Origin of the sequence: Nocardia sp. NPDC057663 (assembly GCF_042799895.1) — a bacterium.
Lineage (GTDB): Bacteria > Actinomycetota > Actinomycetes > Mycobacteriales > Mycobacteriaceae > Nocardia.
This window is the reverse complement of record NZ_JBHVHX010000001.1, coordinates 597,607-613,441: the sequence shown is the minus strand read 5'-3', so window position 1 is coordinate 613,441 and position 15,835 is coordinate 597,607. Positions and strand designations below refer to the sequence as shown.

The 15,835-nt window shown below is 67.9% G+C and carries 17 protein-coding genes; 11 read left to right on the top strand and 6 right to left on the bottom strand.

The window, feature by feature from the left end; genetic code table 11:
• Positions 1-123: 123 nt before the first annotated feature.
• The 3 genes from ACFVAV_RS02710 to ACFVAV_RS02700 form a co-directional block, all read right to left on the bottom strand.
• Positions 124-1,140 carry an aldo/keto reductase gene (locus ACFVAV_RS02710; RefSeq protein WP_379028815.1) on the bottom strand — a complete coding sequence of 339 codons (1,017 nt, stop codon included), beginning with the start codon at positions 1,138-1,140 and terminating at the stop codon, positions 124-126.
• On the bottom strand, positions 1,137-1,601 hold the full coding sequence (locus tag ACFVAV_RS02705) for a MerR family transcriptional regulator (protein WP_379028812.1): 465 nt from the start codon (positions 1,599-1,601) through the stop codon (positions 1,137-1,139). Before ACFVAV_RS02705 ends, ACFVAV_RS02710 begins: the two co-directional genes overlap by 4 nt.
• Before the next feature lie 88 nt (positions 1,602-1,689).
• The gene (locus tag ACFVAV_RS02700; protein WP_379028808.1) at positions 1,690-2,058 is read right to left on the bottom strand and encodes a VOC family protein; all 369 of its coding nucleotides are present in this window, start codon (positions 2,056-2,058) and stop codon (positions 1,690-1,692) included.
• 48 nt (positions 2,059-2,106) lie between these two features.
• Between ACFVAV_RS02700 and ACFVAV_RS02695 the strand changes: the two genes are divergently transcribed.
• Positions 2,107-2,310: a hypothetical protein gene (locus tag ACFVAV_RS02695; protein ID WP_379028805.1), complete on the top strand. Its 204-nt coding sequence runs from the start codon at positions 2,107-2,109 to the stop codon at positions 2,308-2,310.
• Positions 2,311-2,321: 11 nt separating this feature from the next.
• Here ACFVAV_RS02695 and ACFVAV_RS02690 read toward each other — a convergent pair whose 3' ends face one another.
• The gene (locus ACFVAV_RS02690) at positions 2,322-2,813 is read right to left on the bottom strand and encodes a SixA phosphatase family protein (RefSeq protein ID WP_379028802.1); all 492 of its coding nucleotides are present in this window, start codon (positions 2,811-2,813) and stop codon (positions 2,322-2,324) included.
• A 157-nt stretch (positions 2,814-2,970) separates the two neighbouring features.
• On the opposite strand from ACFVAV_RS02690, the gene ACFVAV_RS02685 reads away from it, so the two are divergent.
• A complete protein-coding gene (locus ACFVAV_RS02685; protein WP_379028799.1) occupies positions 2,971-4,638 on the top strand; it encodes an FAD-dependent oxidoreductase in 1,668 nt (555 codons plus the stop codon).
• Positions 4,639-4,670: 32 nt separating this feature from the next.
• On the opposite strand, the gene ACFVAV_RS02680 is transcribed toward ACFVAV_RS02685, so the two are convergent.
• Positions 4,671-5,444 carry an acyl-[acyl-carrier-protein] thioesterase gene (locus tag ACFVAV_RS02680; protein WP_379028796.1) on the bottom strand — a complete coding sequence of 258 codons (774 nt, stop codon included), beginning with the start codon at positions 5,442-5,444 and terminating at the stop codon, positions 4,671-4,673.
• A gap of 189 nt (positions 5,445-5,633) precedes the next feature.
• On the opposite strand from ACFVAV_RS02680, the gene ACFVAV_RS02675 reads away from it, so the two are divergent.
• The 3 genes from ACFVAV_RS02675 to ACFVAV_RS02665 all read left to right on the top strand — a co-directional run bounded on the left by ACFVAV_RS02675 (position 5,634) and on the right by ACFVAV_RS02665 (position 9,522).
• A complete protein-coding gene (locus tag ACFVAV_RS02675) occupies positions 5,634-7,301 on the top strand; it encodes a protein kinase (RefSeq protein ID WP_379028794.1) in 1,668 nt (555 codons plus the stop codon).
• Between the two features lie 26 nt (positions 7,302-7,327).
• Positions 7,328-8,302: an NADPH:quinone oxidoreductase family protein gene (locus ACFVAV_RS02670; protein WP_379028791.1), complete on the top strand. Its 975-nt coding sequence runs from the start codon at positions 7,328-7,330 to the stop codon at positions 8,300-8,302.
• Between the two features lie 107 nt (positions 8,303-8,409).
• Positions 8,410-9,522: a winged helix DNA-binding domain-containing protein gene (locus tag ACFVAV_RS02665; RefSeq protein ID WP_379028788.1), complete on the top strand. Its 1,113-nt coding sequence runs from the start codon at positions 8,410-8,412 to the stop codon at positions 9,520-9,522.
• Positions 9,523-9,526: 4 nt separating this feature from the next.
• On the opposite strand, the gene ACFVAV_RS02660 is transcribed toward ACFVAV_RS02665, so the two are convergent.
• On the bottom strand, positions 9,527-10,042 hold the full coding sequence (locus tag ACFVAV_RS02660) for an Lrp/AsnC family transcriptional regulator (protein WP_379028785.1): 516 nt from the start codon (positions 10,040-10,042) through the stop codon (positions 9,527-9,529).
• A 139-nt stretch (positions 10,043-10,181) separates the two neighbouring features.
• Between ACFVAV_RS02660 and hppD the strand changes: the two genes are divergently transcribed.
• The 6 genes from hppD to fusA all read left to right on the top strand — a co-directional run bounded on the left by hppD (position 10,182) and on the right by fusA (position 15,810).
• Positions 10,182-11,327 (top strand): 4-hydroxyphenylpyruvate dioxygenase, encoded by a 1,146-nt coding sequence (gene hppD, locus ACFVAV_RS02655; RefSeq protein WP_379028782.1) that lies wholly within the window; start codon positions 10,182-10,184, stop codon positions 11,325-11,327.
• Positions 11,328-11,358: 31 nt separating this feature from the next.
• Positions 11,359-11,886 carry a DUF3558 domain-containing protein gene (locus ACFVAV_RS02650; protein ID WP_379028778.1) on the top strand — a complete coding sequence of 176 codons (528 nt, stop codon included), beginning with the start codon at positions 11,359-11,361 and terminating at the stop codon, positions 11,884-11,886.
• Positions 11,883-12,437, top strand: coding sequence for a DUF3558 domain-containing protein (locus tag ACFVAV_RS02645; protein ID WP_379028775.1), 555 nt, complete (start codon positions 11,883-11,885; stop codon positions 12,435-12,437). The genes ACFVAV_RS02650 and ACFVAV_RS02645 overlap by 4 nt, the downstream gene beginning before the upstream one ends.
• A gap of 273 nt (positions 12,438-12,710) precedes the next feature.
• Entirely contained in the window at positions 12,711-13,085 is a 375-nt protein-coding gene (gene rpsL / locus ACFVAV_RS02640) for a 30S ribosomal protein S12 (RefSeq protein WP_019049359.1), read from the top strand.
• A 1-nt stretch (position 13,086) separates the two neighbouring features.
• Positions 13,087-13,557: a 30S ribosomal protein S7 gene (gene rpsG / locus ACFVAV_RS02635; RefSeq protein ID WP_019049358.1), complete on the top strand. Its 471-nt coding sequence runs from the start codon at positions 13,087-13,089 to the stop codon at positions 13,555-13,557.
• Between the two features lie 150 nt (positions 13,558-13,707).
• The gene (fusA, locus tag ACFVAV_RS02630; protein ID WP_355273726.1) at positions 13,708-15,810 is read left to right on the top strand and encodes an elongation factor G; all 2,103 of its coding nucleotides are present in this window, start codon (positions 13,708-13,710) and stop codon (positions 15,808-15,810) included.
• Positions 15,811-15,835 lie beyond the last annotated feature (25 nt).

The window sequence follows — 15,835 nt, the reverse complement described above, 5'->3', positions numbered from 1 at the left end:
GGGTTTTTTGTTTTTTTTTCGGCGGTTGGGTGTTTGTCGACCCCCCGGGTGGGGGGGCTTGGTGACCCCCCCGGGTGTCCCGCCCGGCGCGCCGGGGCCTGTCGGACCGCGGCGCGCCGACGGCTACTCCCGGCCCGCGGAGGTGAAGGACATGTCGGCGTACCGGTTGCCCGCCACCTGGCCGGCGATCGGCTCGAGCGTCGCGAGTTCCCCGGCGGTGAGCCGCACCGTGGCCGCCGCGACGTTCTCGGCCAGCCTGCTGCGCTTGCGCGTGCCGGGGATCGGCACCACCGCGAGACCGTGCACCTCGGCGCGGGCGTGTACCCAGGCCAGGGCGGCCTGGGCCTGGGTGATCCCGTGTGCCGCGGCGATCGCGGCCAGCGGGTCGAGCAGTTCGGCGTTGTGCTCGGCGTTGTCGCCGGTGAAACGCGGCTGGAACTGGCGGAAATCCTTGTCGCTCAAGTCGTTCGCGGTGCGGAACGCGCCGGTGAGGAAGCCGCGGCCCAGCGGCGAGTACGGCACGAAGGCCACGCCGAGTTCGGCCGCGGCGGGCACGGCGGTGCGCTCCACGTCGCGGGAGAACAGTGACCACTCCGACTGCAGCGCCGCGATCGGGTGCACCGCGTGCGCGGCGCGCAGTTCGTCACCGGTCACCTCGGACAGGCCGAGTGCGCGCACCTTGCCCGCTGCCACCAGTTCGGCCAGTGTGCCCACGGTGTCCTCGATCGGCACGTTCGGGTCGCGCCGGTGCATGTAGTACAGGTCGACGGTGTCGATACCGAGCCTGCGCAGACTGGCATCGACCGAGGCGCGGATGTAGGCGGGGGAGTTGTCGAAGCCGCGGAAGGCCGGGTCGTCGGCTTTGCGGACGATGCCGAACTTGGTGGCGATCACCAGGTTCTCGCGGTTGGCGCGGACGAAATCGGCGAGGAATTCCTCGTTGTGGCCCGAGCCGTAGACATCGGCGGTGTCGAACAGGGTGACGCCGAGTTCGAGCGCGTGGTCGAGGGTGGCCCGCGATTCGGTCAGGTCGCTGTCGCCGTAGAACTCGCTGATGCCCATGCAGCCCAGGCCCTGCACGCCGACCACGGGGCCGTCGGTGCCGAGGGTGACGGTGGGCAGTGTCGCGGTGGTGCTCATGTTTCGGTTCCTTCGCTCGTCTGCGCGGTGAGCGTGGCCGGCCGGTCGACCTCGGATCGGCCTTCGTAGATGGCGATCTTGTAGTCGAGGACGGCCACGGTCTGCTGTAGTTCCGCGATCTTGTCGAGCACGTCGGACCTGGTCTGCCGGAACATCGCCAGCCGGTCCGGGTAGGTCTGGTCGCCTGCCCGCACCAGTTCGGCGTAGCGGATCATGTCGGCGACCGGCATGCCGGTCAGCCGCAACCGGCCGATCAGCACCAGCCACTCCAGGTCGCGATCGCTGAAGCGGCGGTTGCCGGAGTGGTCGCGGCCGATGTAGCCCATCAGCCCGATCCGCTCGTACCAGCGCAGCGTGTCGCGGCTGAGGCCCGATCGCCCGGCGGCCTCGCCGATCGAGTATTTCGGGCGCTCCCACTCGTCGTCCCCGCTGTTGGTACGCAGGGCCGCGTCCTGATCCATCGTGCTCGTCCCTTCCCGTGGAACCCCACCGACGCTATCTACCTGGAGTGCACTCCAAGCAAGACCTATTCTCGCGGGACGAGCGAACTCAGTTGTACTTCGGCAGCTCCTGGATGGCCCACTGGTTGCCGTCCGGATCCTTGAAGAAGGTGAACAGACCCCAGCCCATGTCCTGCACCGGCGTGGCCTCCACACCGGCGGCGACGAGCTGGTCGTAGGCCTGCTGCGCGCTGGACACGACCATCTGCATGCCTTCGACGCTGCCGGGGGCGGCACTGGTCAAGCCGCGGCCGATGCAGATCGAGCAGCCGGAACCCGGCGGGGTGAGCTGGACGAAGCGGATGTCCGGGCTCGGGGTGTGGTCGTGATCGGCGTTGAAGCCGATGCTGGTGTAGAAGTCCTTGGCCCGATCGACATCGGTGACCGGGATGGCAACGAGTTCGATTTTCCAATCCATGCCGTTCAGCATGGCACCGAAGACCGACAGAAACGTAGTGTGGATCACATGGCTGGTAAGGACATCGACCGGATCAGGGCCCACTCGGCCTGGGAAACGGTCAAAGAGAGCCCCGTGATCACCGCGATCGCGGTGGCCCCGGTGGTGCTGGTACTCGGCGTAGTGTGGTGGCTGACGAACGGATTCGTCGCCTTCGTGCTGCTCGCGCTACTCGGGGTCGGCATCGTCGTCGGCGGCAAGCTGCTCGAGTAGCCTGCCCGCGCTCAGCGCGGGACGTGGAAGTACGTGAGTTCGCCCGAACCGGTGTCGAGCTGCGCCCACGGACGGTCGAACTCGAGCACGGCCAGCGCCGAGGTCGGGAACTTGCGGCTGAGCTCGGTCGCCTGATCGGACTCGCGGTTGGCCGCCAGTTCCCAAGCGGTCCACGGGATTCCGGGCACGTGCCCGACGACGAGCAGGGTGTCGATCGCGTCGTCGGTGAGCTGGATCAGCTCGATCAGGGTGTGCGGGTTGGCCTCGTAGATGTCGTCGGTGTACTCCACCGGCGCGGCGATGCCGGTGGCGGCGAGGGTCTGTCTGGTGCGCGTCGCGGTCGAGCAGCGGACCGCGTCGATGGGCGGCTGGGTGGTGCGCAACCACTCGCCGGCCAGCGCTGCCTCCCGCTGTCCGCGCGGCGCCAGCGGGCGGGCGTGATCGCCTACACCTTCGGGGTAGGCCGATTTTCCGTGCCGCATCAGGATGAGGGTCGCCACCATGGAACCACCGTAATCCCGACCGCGGGTGAGGTCGCGGTCACACTCGAGGCACACTGAAAGCTACGTCACCGTAGATGTGTTCGTGGCACACCCGCCGCGAGCCCGTCACGGACGACGTCTCGAGCCACCGACCACATATTTCGAGGATCTGCACACTATGGCCTACGTCATCACGCAGCGTTGTTGCAACGACGCCAGCTGCGTCACCGAGTGCCCGGTCGACTGCATCCGCCCGACTCCGGATCAGCCGGAGTTCGCCACGGCGGAGATGCTGTACATCGACCCCGACACCTGCATCGACTGCGGCGCCTGTGTCGACGCCTGCCCGGTGGACGCCATCTTCTCCGAGGACGATCTGCTCGCCTCGCTGGCCAGGTATCGCGAGATCAACGCCGCCTACTTCCAGCGCCACCCGCTGGAGTCGAACTTCGATCCGCTGGCCACGCCGACGCGTCCGCCCAAGGATCTGGGGACGCTGCGCGTCGCGATCGTCGGCGCAGGCCCGGCCGCCTGCTACGCCGCCGACGAACTGCTCCGGCGCAGCGATGTCGAGGTCGAGATGTTCGACCGCCTGCCGACCCCGTGGGGCCTGGTGCGCGCGGGCGTCGCGCCCGACCACGCGGGCACCAAGGGCGTGGCGAACATGTTCGAGTCGGCCTTCCGCCGCGACACGCTGCAGTACTACCTCAATGTCGAGGTGGGCGAGCACATCGACCACCAGGAACTGCTGGATCACCACCACGCGGTGATCTACGCCGTCGGCGCGTCCAGCGATCGCAAGCTCGGCGTGCCCGGCGAGGACCTGCCCGGCAGTCACTCGGCCACCGAGTTCGTCGCCTGGTACAACGGCCACCCCGACTTCGCCGACCGCGAGTTCGACCTGTCCGGCGAGCGCGCGGTGATCGTCGGCAACGGCAACGTCGCGCTCGATGTCGCCCGCGTGCTCACCGTCGACCCGGACGAGCTCGCCAAGACCGACATCGCCGACCACGCGCTGGACGCGTTGCGGCGCAGCAATATCCGCGAGGTGGTCATCCTCGGCAGGCGCGGCCCGCTGCAGGCGGCCTACAGCACGCCGGAGTTCCTGGCCTTGACGCACCTGAAGGGCGTCGACGTCGTGGTGGACCCGGCCGACCTGGAGCTGGACCCGCACAGCCGCGCCATCCTCGACGACCCGAACATCGAACCGTCGCTGCGGCTGAAGTACCAGCTCGCCCAGGAGTACTCGACCACGCAGCACGACCCGGCGCACAAGCGGATCGCCTTCCGCTACCTGGCGACCCCGACCGCGGTGCACGGCGACGACCAGGCCACCTCGATCGAATTCGCGCACAACGAATTGACCGAGGAGAACGGGCAATTGGTGGCCACCGCCACCGACCGCACCGAGACGCTCGGCACCGGACTGGTGCTGCGCTCGATCGGTTACCGCGGCGTGCCCGTCGCCGGCCTGCCGTTCGACGAGCGGCGTGGCATCGTGCCCAGCGAGCACGGCCGGGTCATCGACGCGACCGAGCCGGTGCCGGGTGTGTACGTGTCCGGCTGGATCAAGCGCGGGCCGCGCGGCGTGATCGGCTCGAACCGGGTCGACGCCGAGGAGACCGTGGAAGCCGTGATCGCCGACTTCATCGCGGGCAAGCTCACCGCGCCGACCGGTGACCGGGCCGCGCTGCAGGCGCTGCTCGCCGAGCGGCAGCCCGAGCTCGTCGACCGCAAGGGCTGGAAGACCATCGACCAGGCCGAGAAGTCCGTGGGCAAGGCGGCGGGCAGGCCGCGGGTCAAGTTCACCACCCGCGCCGACCTGCTCAAAGCGGCGAAGGGCTAGGTAACAGCCCCGGTCCGCCCAACGGGCCGGGGCTATTCCGGCAGCGGCATGATCCGCACGACGGTGGTGGTGGTGCCGCCGACCACGAACCACAGCCGCAGCACCTGCTGACCGGTCCGGTCGCCCGGCTCGTACCGGCCGCGCACGGTGATGTGCTCGCGGGCCAGCACCGGCGCCACATACTCGATCACCGCGCGATGCGGTCCGGCGACCAGCTTCGGGAAGTCGACCAGGAACTGCTCCACCGCCTGCCAGTAGCAGGAGTGGTTGACGTGGTTGTACTGGTCGATATCGGTGGCGCGCACCGGGAAGGGCAGATCGTTGTCGGACTCGCGCGGCGCCGGATCGGTGAGGTAGGGCCGCCAGCGCAGCCGGTGCTCGTCGGTGGATCGGGCCAGGTAGGCAAGGCCTTCGTCGCTGATCCGGGCGGGTAGGTTGCTCGATTCGCTGAGGTTGATCCAGAAGCCCTCGGTCTCGATCAGACCGCCGCCGGCACTGGTGATCCGGGTGCGCATGTTCGTCCAGCGGGTCGACATGCTCGAGCACCAGCGGGTCAGGTGCACCTGATCGGGCCAGGTGACCGGCCGGATGACGTCGACGACGGTGCGGCGCACGATCCAGGTGGGGTCGGTGCGATGCAGTGCCGTCTGCTGGAGCTCGTCCCAGGAGATGTCCTGCAGGTAGCGCGCCACCGAGTCGAGGCGCAGCCGGTGATAGGGATCCACGTCGCCAGCCCGGACGGGCCACGCCGCGGCGAAACCCATGCCCTCCTGGGGAAGCGGGGCCAGTGGCTGATCGAGTGACACGTGTGCTCCTTGCACGGCACACCAGGGTGGACCGCGACTTCTTGCGTAGTTCTGGACACGACTTTACGGGTCGCAGATCACACGCTCACGCGGAGCCGGGACAAGCGGTACCAGGTGGGGGTCACAGCGCGGTCACCGGCCCGGTTGTCGTACATGACAGGAGCAACCCGCGCCCGGTAGCCTGCTGGAATGGCCGGCGGGGCAATGGCGGGCTCGATGTTCGGGCGCTATGAAATGCGCAGACTCCTCGGAGTAGGCGGTATGGGGGAGGTCTACGAGGCCTACGACACCTCCAAGAATCGCACTGTCGCGGTCAAGGTGCTCAACCGCGAACTGGCCAGGGATCCCGTCTATGTGCAGCGCTTCCGGCGGGAATCGCATGCGATGGCGAGCGTGCAGGAACCGCACGTCATCCCGGTGCACGACTGGGGCGAGGTCGACGGTGTCCTCTATATCGACATGCGCCTGGTCAAGGGCAGCGATCTCAAGGACCGCCTGCAGCAGCACGGCAGGCTGACACCGGGTGAGACGGTGCAGGTGATCGAGCAGATCGCCGCCGCGCTCGACGCCGCGCACGAGATCGGCCTCGTCCACCGCGACGTCAAGCCGGCCAACATCCTGCTCACCAGCAGCATGTTCGCCTACCTGGTGGATTTCGGTATCGCGCACGCCGACTCGGATCCGCAGCTCACCAGCACCGGCAGCGCGGTCGGCTCGATGGCGTACATGGCGCCGGAGCGGTTCGAGGACCAGCCGATGACCGGGGCGGTGGACACCTACGCCCTCACCTGCGTGCTCTACGAATGCCTGGTCGGCCGGGTCCCGTACCCGGTGAACAGCCTCGCAGGCGCGATCGGTTCACATCAGATGGCGCCGCCACCACGGCCGAGCGCCGTCGACCCCGGACTGGCCTTCTTCGACCCGGTGATCGATCGCGGGATGGCCAAGCGTCCGGAACAGCGCTACGCCACCCCCGGCGACCTGGCCCGTGCCGCCCGTGCGGCCCTCGTGCAAGCCGAGCGATCGGCGCCGAGCACCGCGCCTGGACCGCAGGTGGCGGCGGCGACCGTGGTCGGGCAGGTTCCCGCGCCGCGGTCGTGGGACACCGGTGAGCCGCCACCGCCCACGGTGTCGGGTCCGCAGGTAGTGGTCACGCCGGTCGCCGCCCCGCACCAGCAGTGGACACCGCCGCCCGGCTACCGGGTGAGCGGCCCGCAGCCCACCCGCGCCGGCGGGCACACCCACCCCTCCGCGCCGCTACCGCTGCCGCCGCAACGCAATTCGTCGACGCCGATCCTGGCCGGTGCGCTGGGCGCGCTGATCGTGGTCGCCGCGGTCGGCGCGGCGGTGTGGGTGATGTTGAGCGTCGGCGACCCCAAGAAGACCGTGGCCGATCCGCCGAACACCACGACCGGTGCCGTCGTCCCGCCGCCGCCGGTGATCGAGACGTCGAGCCAGATCGTGCCGACCTCCCGGGTCGTCACCTCACCGCCCTCGCCGACCAGGACGACGGTGCCGCCGCTGCAATCGAGCGTCTCCGGCGCCGACGGCCAGGGCTTCCTCAACGGCAGCCCGCGCTGCAACGACAACGATGCCGCGATGACGATCGCGCGCACCACCGGCTCGCGCGTGGTCATCTGCCACACCGGCGACAACCGCTACTACTACAAGGGCGCACGCGCCAGCAACGGTCTCGGCATCGAACTCGACGACCCGGTGCCCACCGGCGGCGGCGGTTTCACCGCGACCAACCCGACCGACGGCACGCAGTATCAGCTCACCTCCGCCGGACTGACGATCACCAAGGGCGGGTCGGTGCTGGCCAGCGAGCAGGTCACGGAATTCGCCCATCGCTGACCGGTTCGCCGGGATAGTGTTCGAGCATGCGCGCAGCCCAGGTCGGTAAGTTGGACGGTCCATCGGCGATCGAGATCGTCGACCTGCCCGAGCCGGTCGCCTATCCCGGCGGGGTACTGATCGACGTGTACGCGGCGGGCATCGCCTTCCCCGATGTGCTGATGACGCGCGGTCTCTACCAGATGAAGCCGGGCCTGCCGTTCGTCGTCGGCGGCGAGGTGGCCGGCGTCGTGCGCGCGGCGCCGGAGGGTTCGCCGCTGCGCCCCGGCGACCGCGTCGCCGCGCTGACCATGCTCGGCAACGGTGTCGCCGAGGTGGCCGTCTCGCCCGAGCACGCCGTGTTCAAGCTGCCCGGCAATGTCTCGCTCGAAGCGGGCGCGGGCATCCTGTTCAACGACCTCACCGTCCACTTCTGCCTGACCAAGCGCGGCCGGATCGCCGAGGGCGAGACCGTGCTGGTGCACGGCGCCGCGGGCGGCATCGGCACCTCCACCCTCCGGATGGCCAGGGCGCTCGGCGCGGGCCGGGTGATCGCGGTGGTCAGCACCGAGGCGAAAGCCCAGGTGGCCAAGGCCAACGGCGCGACCGATGTGGTGCTGACCGAAGGCTGGCTCGCCGCCGTGAAAGACCTCACCGACGGTCGTGGCGTCGACATCGTGCTCGACCCGGTGGGTGGCGACCGCTTCACCGACAGCGTCCGCTGCCTGGCCGGTGGCGGCAGGCTGCTGGTCGTCGGTTTCACCGCGGGCGAGATCCCGACCGTGAAGGTGAACCGACTGCTGCTCAAGAACGTCGAGGTCGTCGGCGCGGCCTGGGGCGAATGGGTGATGAGCCACCCCACCTACCTGGCCGAACAGTGGGCCGAGGTCGAACCGCTGCTCGCCTCCGGCGCCATCCCCGCGCCCGAGCCGGTGCTGTACCCGCTGGAAAAGACCGCCGAAGCCGTTGCGGCGCTGGACAACCGCACCGCTACCGGCAAAGTGGTCGTGCAGCTGCGCTGAGTGGTCGCGATACTGCGCCGAGTGGCCGCTTCCCCCGCGGGGAGGCGGAGTGTGTCGTCGTCGGCCGGTATCGTCCAGCTCGTCGCCGGGGGAGTCGGAGGAGTCGCATGCAGCTGTCGAATCGGGTACTGAACCGGACGCTGCTCGCGCGTCAGCACCTGCTGGAGCGGTCGGCGCTGACGACACCGCAGATGTGCGAGCACCTCGTCGGCCTGCAAGCCCAGGACGTCCCGCCGCCGTTCGTCGGACTGTGGAGCCGGATCGCCGACTTCGATCCGGCGACGGTGTCCACGGGCCTGGAAGACCGATCGCTGGTGCGAATCACCCTGATGCGCGGCACCATTCACCTGGTCACCCCGCCCGACGCGCTGCGGATCGCGCCGCACATCCAGCCGGAGCTGGAGAAGGCACCGTTCCGCAAAGGCTTCAACTACGGGGCGATGGTCGGGCTCGATCCCGACGAGGTCCGCGCGCACGGCGAAGCGGCGCTCGGCGACGAGCCGATGGCCGCCGCCGCGCTACGCGCCGAAGCGGCCAGGATCTACCCCGATCGCGACGCGGGCGCGGTCCTGCAGACCTGGCTGTACCAGCTGCCCGTCCTGCAGACCCCGCCGCGCGGCCGCTGGCGCGACAACAGCCGACCGGTCTGGTCGCGCGTGCAACCCTGGCTCGGCGCGCCCATCGACCCGGGTTACCCGGTGGCGGAACTGATCCTGCGCTACCTGCGCGCGTTCGGCCCCGCGAGCACGATGGACATGCAGGCCTGGTCGCGCCTGCCCGCGATGAAACAGGCCATCGCCGACCTCGGCGACCGGGTCCGCACCTACACCGACGAGCGCGGCCGGACCCTCTACGACGCCGCCGACCTCGACCTCGCCGATCCCGATCTGCCGGCCCCGGTCCGGCTGCTCGGCTGGTACGACAACGCGCTGCTGTCCCACCAGGACCGCACCCGCATCCTCGGTGACGACTCCGCGCCCCCGCTGCGCGCCTTCGCCACCTCGGTCTCGCCGGTGTTGATCGACGGTTTCCTGGCCGGCCTGTACAAGATCTTCGTCAAGTCCGGCACCGCCCGGCTGCGTATCAGCCCGCTGCGCTCCTGGACGAAACCCGAAGCCGCGCAGGTCGAATCGGAAGCAGCCGCGCTGCTCGCCTTCCTCGAACCGGAATCCGCGCCCGCCGTGGAGATCCTGGCACCCGGCGCGGACGTCCGGCCGTGACCGCTCAGCGCGGCTCGCGGTAGGCGGGCGCCTTGGCGGTGCCTGCCGGAGTCAGCGTGTGCAGCAGCGGCATGGTGCGCCGTGCGATCACCGTCGACAGCACGATCACGCTGTGCGAGCGCACCACCGAACTGGTCCGATCGATGCTGAGCAGCACCGACTGCAGCCCGGCGTGCGAGTCGGCGCCGATCCGGCACAGCACGTCACCGGAGCCGGTCGTCGCATAGGCCTCCAGCACACCGGGGATGGCTTCGAGCTCGGCGCTCACGGTGTCCAGCGCGCCCTGTGCGATCTCCAGCGTCACGAAGGCCTGCACGTCGAATCCGGCGGCGGTCACGTCGATCTGCGGATCGTAGGAGGCGATCACCCCCGACTCCTCCATCCGGTTGATCCGGGCCTGCACGGTCGCCCGCGCGACCTTCGTGCGCCGCGACAACTCGAGGATCCCGGCCTTCTGGAACTGGTGCATCGCGGCGAGGATCGCGAGATCGAGTTCGTCCAGTTTCGCCGGCGTACGCATCGAAAGACCTCCGTGTCTGCGCGGTCAGTTGCTATTCAAATTGTCCACCATCAGGCCGTGATCGGTAGCTTCTTGTGTCAGCCTGTTCAGACTTCGATGGAGTAGTTGCCCAGCTCACCCAGACGAGATCTCCTAGGTCATGACCATTGAGCAGCAGCTCGTCGGGCTGATCGAGCACGACGCCAGCGTCGATCCGTTTCCGGTGATCGGGTGGGACGCGCTGGTGTGGGTCGTCGGCAACGCGACCCAGAGCGCGCACTTCCTGCAGTCGGCGTTCGGGATGCGGCTGGAGGCCTACTCCGGTCCCGAGACCGGCAATCGCGACCACAAGTCGTTCGTGCTGCGCAGCGGGGGAGCGCGGTTCGTCGTGCAGGGCGCGGTCGACCCGGACAGTCCGCTCGTCGCCCATCACGACCGGCACGGCGACGGCATCGTCGACATCGCGCTCGAGGTGCCCGACGTCGACCGCTGCATCACGTGGGCGCGCGACCACGGCGCGCGAATTCTGGTCGAACCCCACGACGAGACCGACGAATTCGGCACGGTCCGCTCCGCGGCGCTGGCCACCTACGGCGAGACCAGGCACACGCTGGTCGACCGGTCCGGGTACTACGGGCCGTATATGCCGGGCTATGTGGCCCGCACGTCCACCCATCAGCGGCGCACGGCCCGGCTCTTCCAGGCCATCGACCACGTGGTCGGCAATGTCGAGCTCGGCATGATGGATCGCTGGGTCGACTTCTACCGCAACGTCATGGGATTCACGAACATGGCCGAGTTCGTCGGCGACGACATCGCCACCGAATACTCCGCGCTGATGAGCAAGGTCGTCGCCAACGGCAACCACCGGGTCAAGTTCCCGCTCAACGAACCCGCGGTGGGCCGCAAGCGTTCTCAGATCGACGAGTATCTCGAGTTCTATCGTGGCCCCGGCGTCCAGCACATCGCCCTGGCCACCGGTGACATCCTCGCCACGGTCGACGCGTTGCGCGCCGAAGGCGTCGAATTCCTGCAAACCCCCGACACCTATTACGAGGATCCCGAACTCCGCGCCCGGATCGGCCACGTGCGAGTCCCGGTGGGGGAGTTGCAGCGCCGCGGCATCCTCGTCGACCGCGACGAGGACGGCTACCTCCTGCAGATCTTCACCCGCCCGCTCGCCGACCGCCCGACCGTCTTCTTCGAACTCATCGAGCGACACGGCTCACTCGGCTTCGGAAAAGGCAACTTCAAGGCCCTCTTCCAGGCCATCGAACGCGAGCAGGAGGCCCGCGGCAACCTGTGAGCCCGGCGGCGCAGCCACTAGAGTTCATGGCATGCGGATCCCCTCGGCGATCATCACCGGCATGGCCTTGGTCGTCATGCTGACGTCGTGCGGATCGGGGGGCGACTCCGATACGCCGACCGGCCCGATGCGGCCACCACCGAAGGTCGCCTCGCTGGGGCCTTTCGTCGGTGAATGCGGTCACGTCACCGACGACGAAGTACGCAATCTCGCAGGCCTCGGCCAGATCTCGCGCGTGTACAAGAACGCGACCGGATGCAACTGGCAGTCCGCCGGCTTGAGTTCGCCGAGCGTGACCTTCGCCTCGTATCGGGGCAGCCCGATCGAACGCGAGAAGGCGTGGGTGTCCAATGTCGGCCGCAATCCGCAGACCATCGATGTGGGTGGGCGCCCTGGCTTCCAGGCACTCGCCCCCGAGGGCACCGTCTGCGATCTCGCCGTCCAGCTCGACGACGATTTCTTCGAGTGGTCCATGTCCACCGGCATGTTCGCGACCGGCGGCAACCCGTGCGACCGGACCAGGAAACTGGCGGAGCTGACCGTGGGACGGCTCGAGTGAGCGCGCGTCGGGTCGCGGTCGCCGCGACGGCCGCGCTGATGCTCACCGCCGCGCTGGCGGGCTGTGCCGAGAAGGTCCAGGGCAACGCGCAGCCGCTGGGCAGCGGTGGCGGCGGTGAAACGATCAACACCGACTTCGACAAACTGCTGCGCGAGTGCGACGTCGTGGCCAGCGACAAGATCGGCGAGATCGTCGGCAACGCGACCTACGTGAACGACTCGTTCTCCGGCGCCGTCTGTATGTGGGACATCGAGGACGCCCCCGGCGGCGGGGCGATGGCCACCCTGAACTGGTACGAGATGGGTACGCTGAACAACGAGAAGACCACCAACGACAAGTTGGGGTACCTCACCGGCGACATCACCGTGCAGGGCCGCAGGGCGCTGCAGGTGCGCAGACCGGGCGACAACGACTCCTGCGGAGTCACCGCCCCGGCCGCCGATGTCGGGGTCGTCGGCTGGTGGATCAACTACAAGCCGGGTTCGGCCCACCCGGATCCGTGCGCCGCCGCCCAGAAATTGGTGGAGCTGACCTTGGATCTGGCCCGGTAGAAGCCTTGACGGGCCACCCCGCTTTGACCCGGATTCGGGCACGCGGGTATCGTGGATCCCTGTGCCCGGATTGCTACGGGCAAGTTCGTGCGTGAACGTAGGCCAGCGAAAGCGGCCGGAACGTTCCAGCGTGCCCAGAAAAAGGGCCCTGAGCTGCGCGCGACACGCCCGACCGCGGGTAGACGGAAACACGGTCGGACGTGCGAGTGAAAGCTCGATGAACTGAAGACATGTATTCCGACAGCCGCAATTACCAATAAGGAAAGCCGGTCTATGCCAACCATCAACCAGCTGGTCCGCAAGGGTCGCCGCGACAAGGTCTCCAAGACCAAGACTGCGGCCCTGAAGGGGAGCCCGCAGCGTCGTGGCGTGTGCACTCGCGTGTACACCACCACCCCCAAGAAGCCGAACTCCGCGCTGCGTAAGGTCGCGCGTGTTCGCCTGACCAGCGCAGTCGAGGTCACGGCGTACATCCCCGGCGAGGGCCACAACCTGCAGGAGCACTCGATGGTGCTCGTCCGTGGCGGTCGTGTGAAGGACCTCCCCGGTGTCCGCTACAAGATCATCCGTGGCTCGCTGGACACCCAGGGTGTGAAGAACCGCAAGCAGGCCCGCAGCCGCTACGGCGCCAAGAAGGAGAAGAGCTGATATGCCACGCAAGGGCCCCGCACCCAAGCGTCCGCTGATCAACGACCCGGTTTACGGGTCGCCGCTGGTCACTCAGCTGGTCAACAAGATCCTGCTGGACGGTAAGAAGTCCACCGCCGAGCGCATCGTCTACGGTGCGCTCGAGCAGGCGCGTGAGAAGACCGGCACCGATCCGGTCGTCACCCTCAAGCGTGCGCTGGACAACGTCAAGCCCGCCCTCGAGGTGAAGCCCCGCCGCGTCGGTGGCGCCACCTACCAGGTGCCGGTCGAGGTCCGTCCGGGCCGCGCCAACACCCTGGCGCTGCGCTGGCTGGTCAGCTACTCCCGCGCCCGTCGCGAGAAGACCATGGTCGAGCGTCTCGCCAACGAGCTCCTCGACGCCAGCAACGGCCTCGGCGCTTCGGTGAAGCGTCGCGAGGACACCCACAAGATGGCCGAGTCGAACCGGGCCTTCGCGCACTACCGCTGGTGATTGCCGCCCGGCCCGTCGCTAGTGTCGGCGCCGGAAGGCTTTCAGTCGGGACGCGGCACTTCGGTGCCGCCCCCGGCGTTGACATTGTGACGACCCGAACCAGGGTCGTTCCCGAGAATTCCAACTAGCTAACGAGCGGGGAAGATTTCCGTGGCACAGGACGTGCTCACCGACCTGAACAAGGTCCGCAACATCGGCATCATGGCCCACATCGATGCGGGCAAGACCACCACTACCGAACGCATCCTCTTCTACACCGGTATCACGTACAAGATCGGTGAGGTCCACGACGGCGCTGCCACGATGGACTGGATGGAGCAGGAGCAGGAGCGTGGTATCACCATCACCTCCGCCGCTACCACCTGTTTCTGGAAAGACAACCAGATCAACATCATCGACACCCCCGGGCACGTCGACTTCACCGTCGAGGTGGAGCGTTCGCTGCGCGTGCTCGATGGCGCGGTCGCGGTGTTCGACGGCAAAGAGGGTGTCGAGCCGCAGTCCGAGCAGGTGTGGCGTCAGGCCGACAAGTACGACGTGCCGCGTATCTGCTTCGTGAACAAGATGGACAAGCTCGGCGCGGACTTCTACTTCACCGTGCAGACCATCAAGGACCGTCTCGGTGCCAAGCCGCTGGTCATCCAGCTGCCGATCGGCGCGGAGAACGACTTCGAGGGCATCGTCGACCTGGTCGAGAACAACGCCAAGGTCTGGAAGGGCGAGACCAAGCTCGGCGAAGAGTACGAGGTCGTCGAGATCCCGGCCGACCTCAAGGACAAGGCCGAGCAGTACCGTCAGGAGCTGCTCGAGACCGTCGCCGAGTCCGACGAGTCCCTGCTGGAGAAGTTTTTCGGCGGCGAGGAGCTCTCGGTCGAGGAGATCAAGGGCGCCATCCGCAAGATGACGGTCAACTCCGAGCTGTACCCGGTGCTGTGTGGTTCCGCGTTCAAGAACAAGGGCGTGCAGCCCATGCTCGACGCGGTTATCGACTACCTGCCGTCCCCGCTGGATGTCGAGGCCACCACCGGCCACATCCCGGGCAAGGAAGAAGAGCTCGTCACCCGTAAGCCGAACGTCGACGAGCCGTTCGCGGCGCTGGCGTTCAAGATCGCGGTGCACCCGTTCTTCGGTGAGCTCACCTACGTCCGCGTGTACTCGGGCAAGGTCGACTCCGGCTCGCAGGTCGTCAACTCGACCAAGGGCAAGAAGGAGCGCCTGGGCAAGCTGTTCCAGATGCACTCCAACAAGGAGAACCCGGTCACCACCGCCTCGGCCGGCCACATCTACGCCGTGATCGGTCTGAAGGACACCACCACCGGTGACACCCTCTCGGACCCGCAGAACCAGGTCGTCCTCGAGTCGATGACGTTCCCGGACCCGGTCATCGAGGTCTCGATCGAGCCCAAGACCAAGTCCGACCAGGAGAAGCTCGGTACCGCGATCCAGAAGCTGGCGCGCGAAGACCCGACGTTCTCGGTCAAGCTGGACGCCGAGACCGGCCAGACCGTCATCGGCGGCATGGGCGAGCTCCACCTCGACATCCTCGTCGACCGCATGAAGCGCGAGTTCAAGGTCGAGGCGAACGTCGGTAAGCCGCAGGTGGCCTACCGCGAGACGATCACCAAGGCCGTCGAGAAGCTCGAGTTCACGCACAAGAAGCAGACGGGTGGCTCCGGCCAGTTCGCGAAGGTCATCATCGCGGTCGAGCCCTTCGTCGGCGAAGACGGTGCGCACTACGAGTTCGAGAACAAGGTCTCCGGCGGTCGCGTGCCCCGTGAGTACATCCCGTCGGTCGACGCGGGTGCCCAGGACGCCATGCAGTACGGCGTGCTCGCCGGCTACCCGCTGGTGAACCTGAAGGTCACCCTGCTCGACGGCGCGTACCACGACGTCGACTCGTCGGAAATGGCGTTCAAGATCGCGGGCTCGCAGGCCCTCAAGGAAGCGGCCCGCAAGGCCGGTCCGGTGATCCTCGAGCCGCTCATGGCGGTCGAGGTCATCACGCCCGAGGATTACATGGGCGACGTGATCGGCGACCTCAACTCCCGCCGTGGCCAGATTCAGGCCATGGAGGAACGCAGTGGTGCCCGTGTCGTCAAGGCGCTGGTTCCGCTCTCGGAGATGTTCGGCTACATCGGTGACCTTCGGTCGAAGACCCAGGGTCGCGCGAACTACTCCATGGTGTTCGCCCAGTACGCGGAGGTTCCGGCCAACGTGTCCAAGGAGATCATCGCCAAGGCGACCGGCGAGTAATTCGCTTGCCGGGGCCAAGTACGCT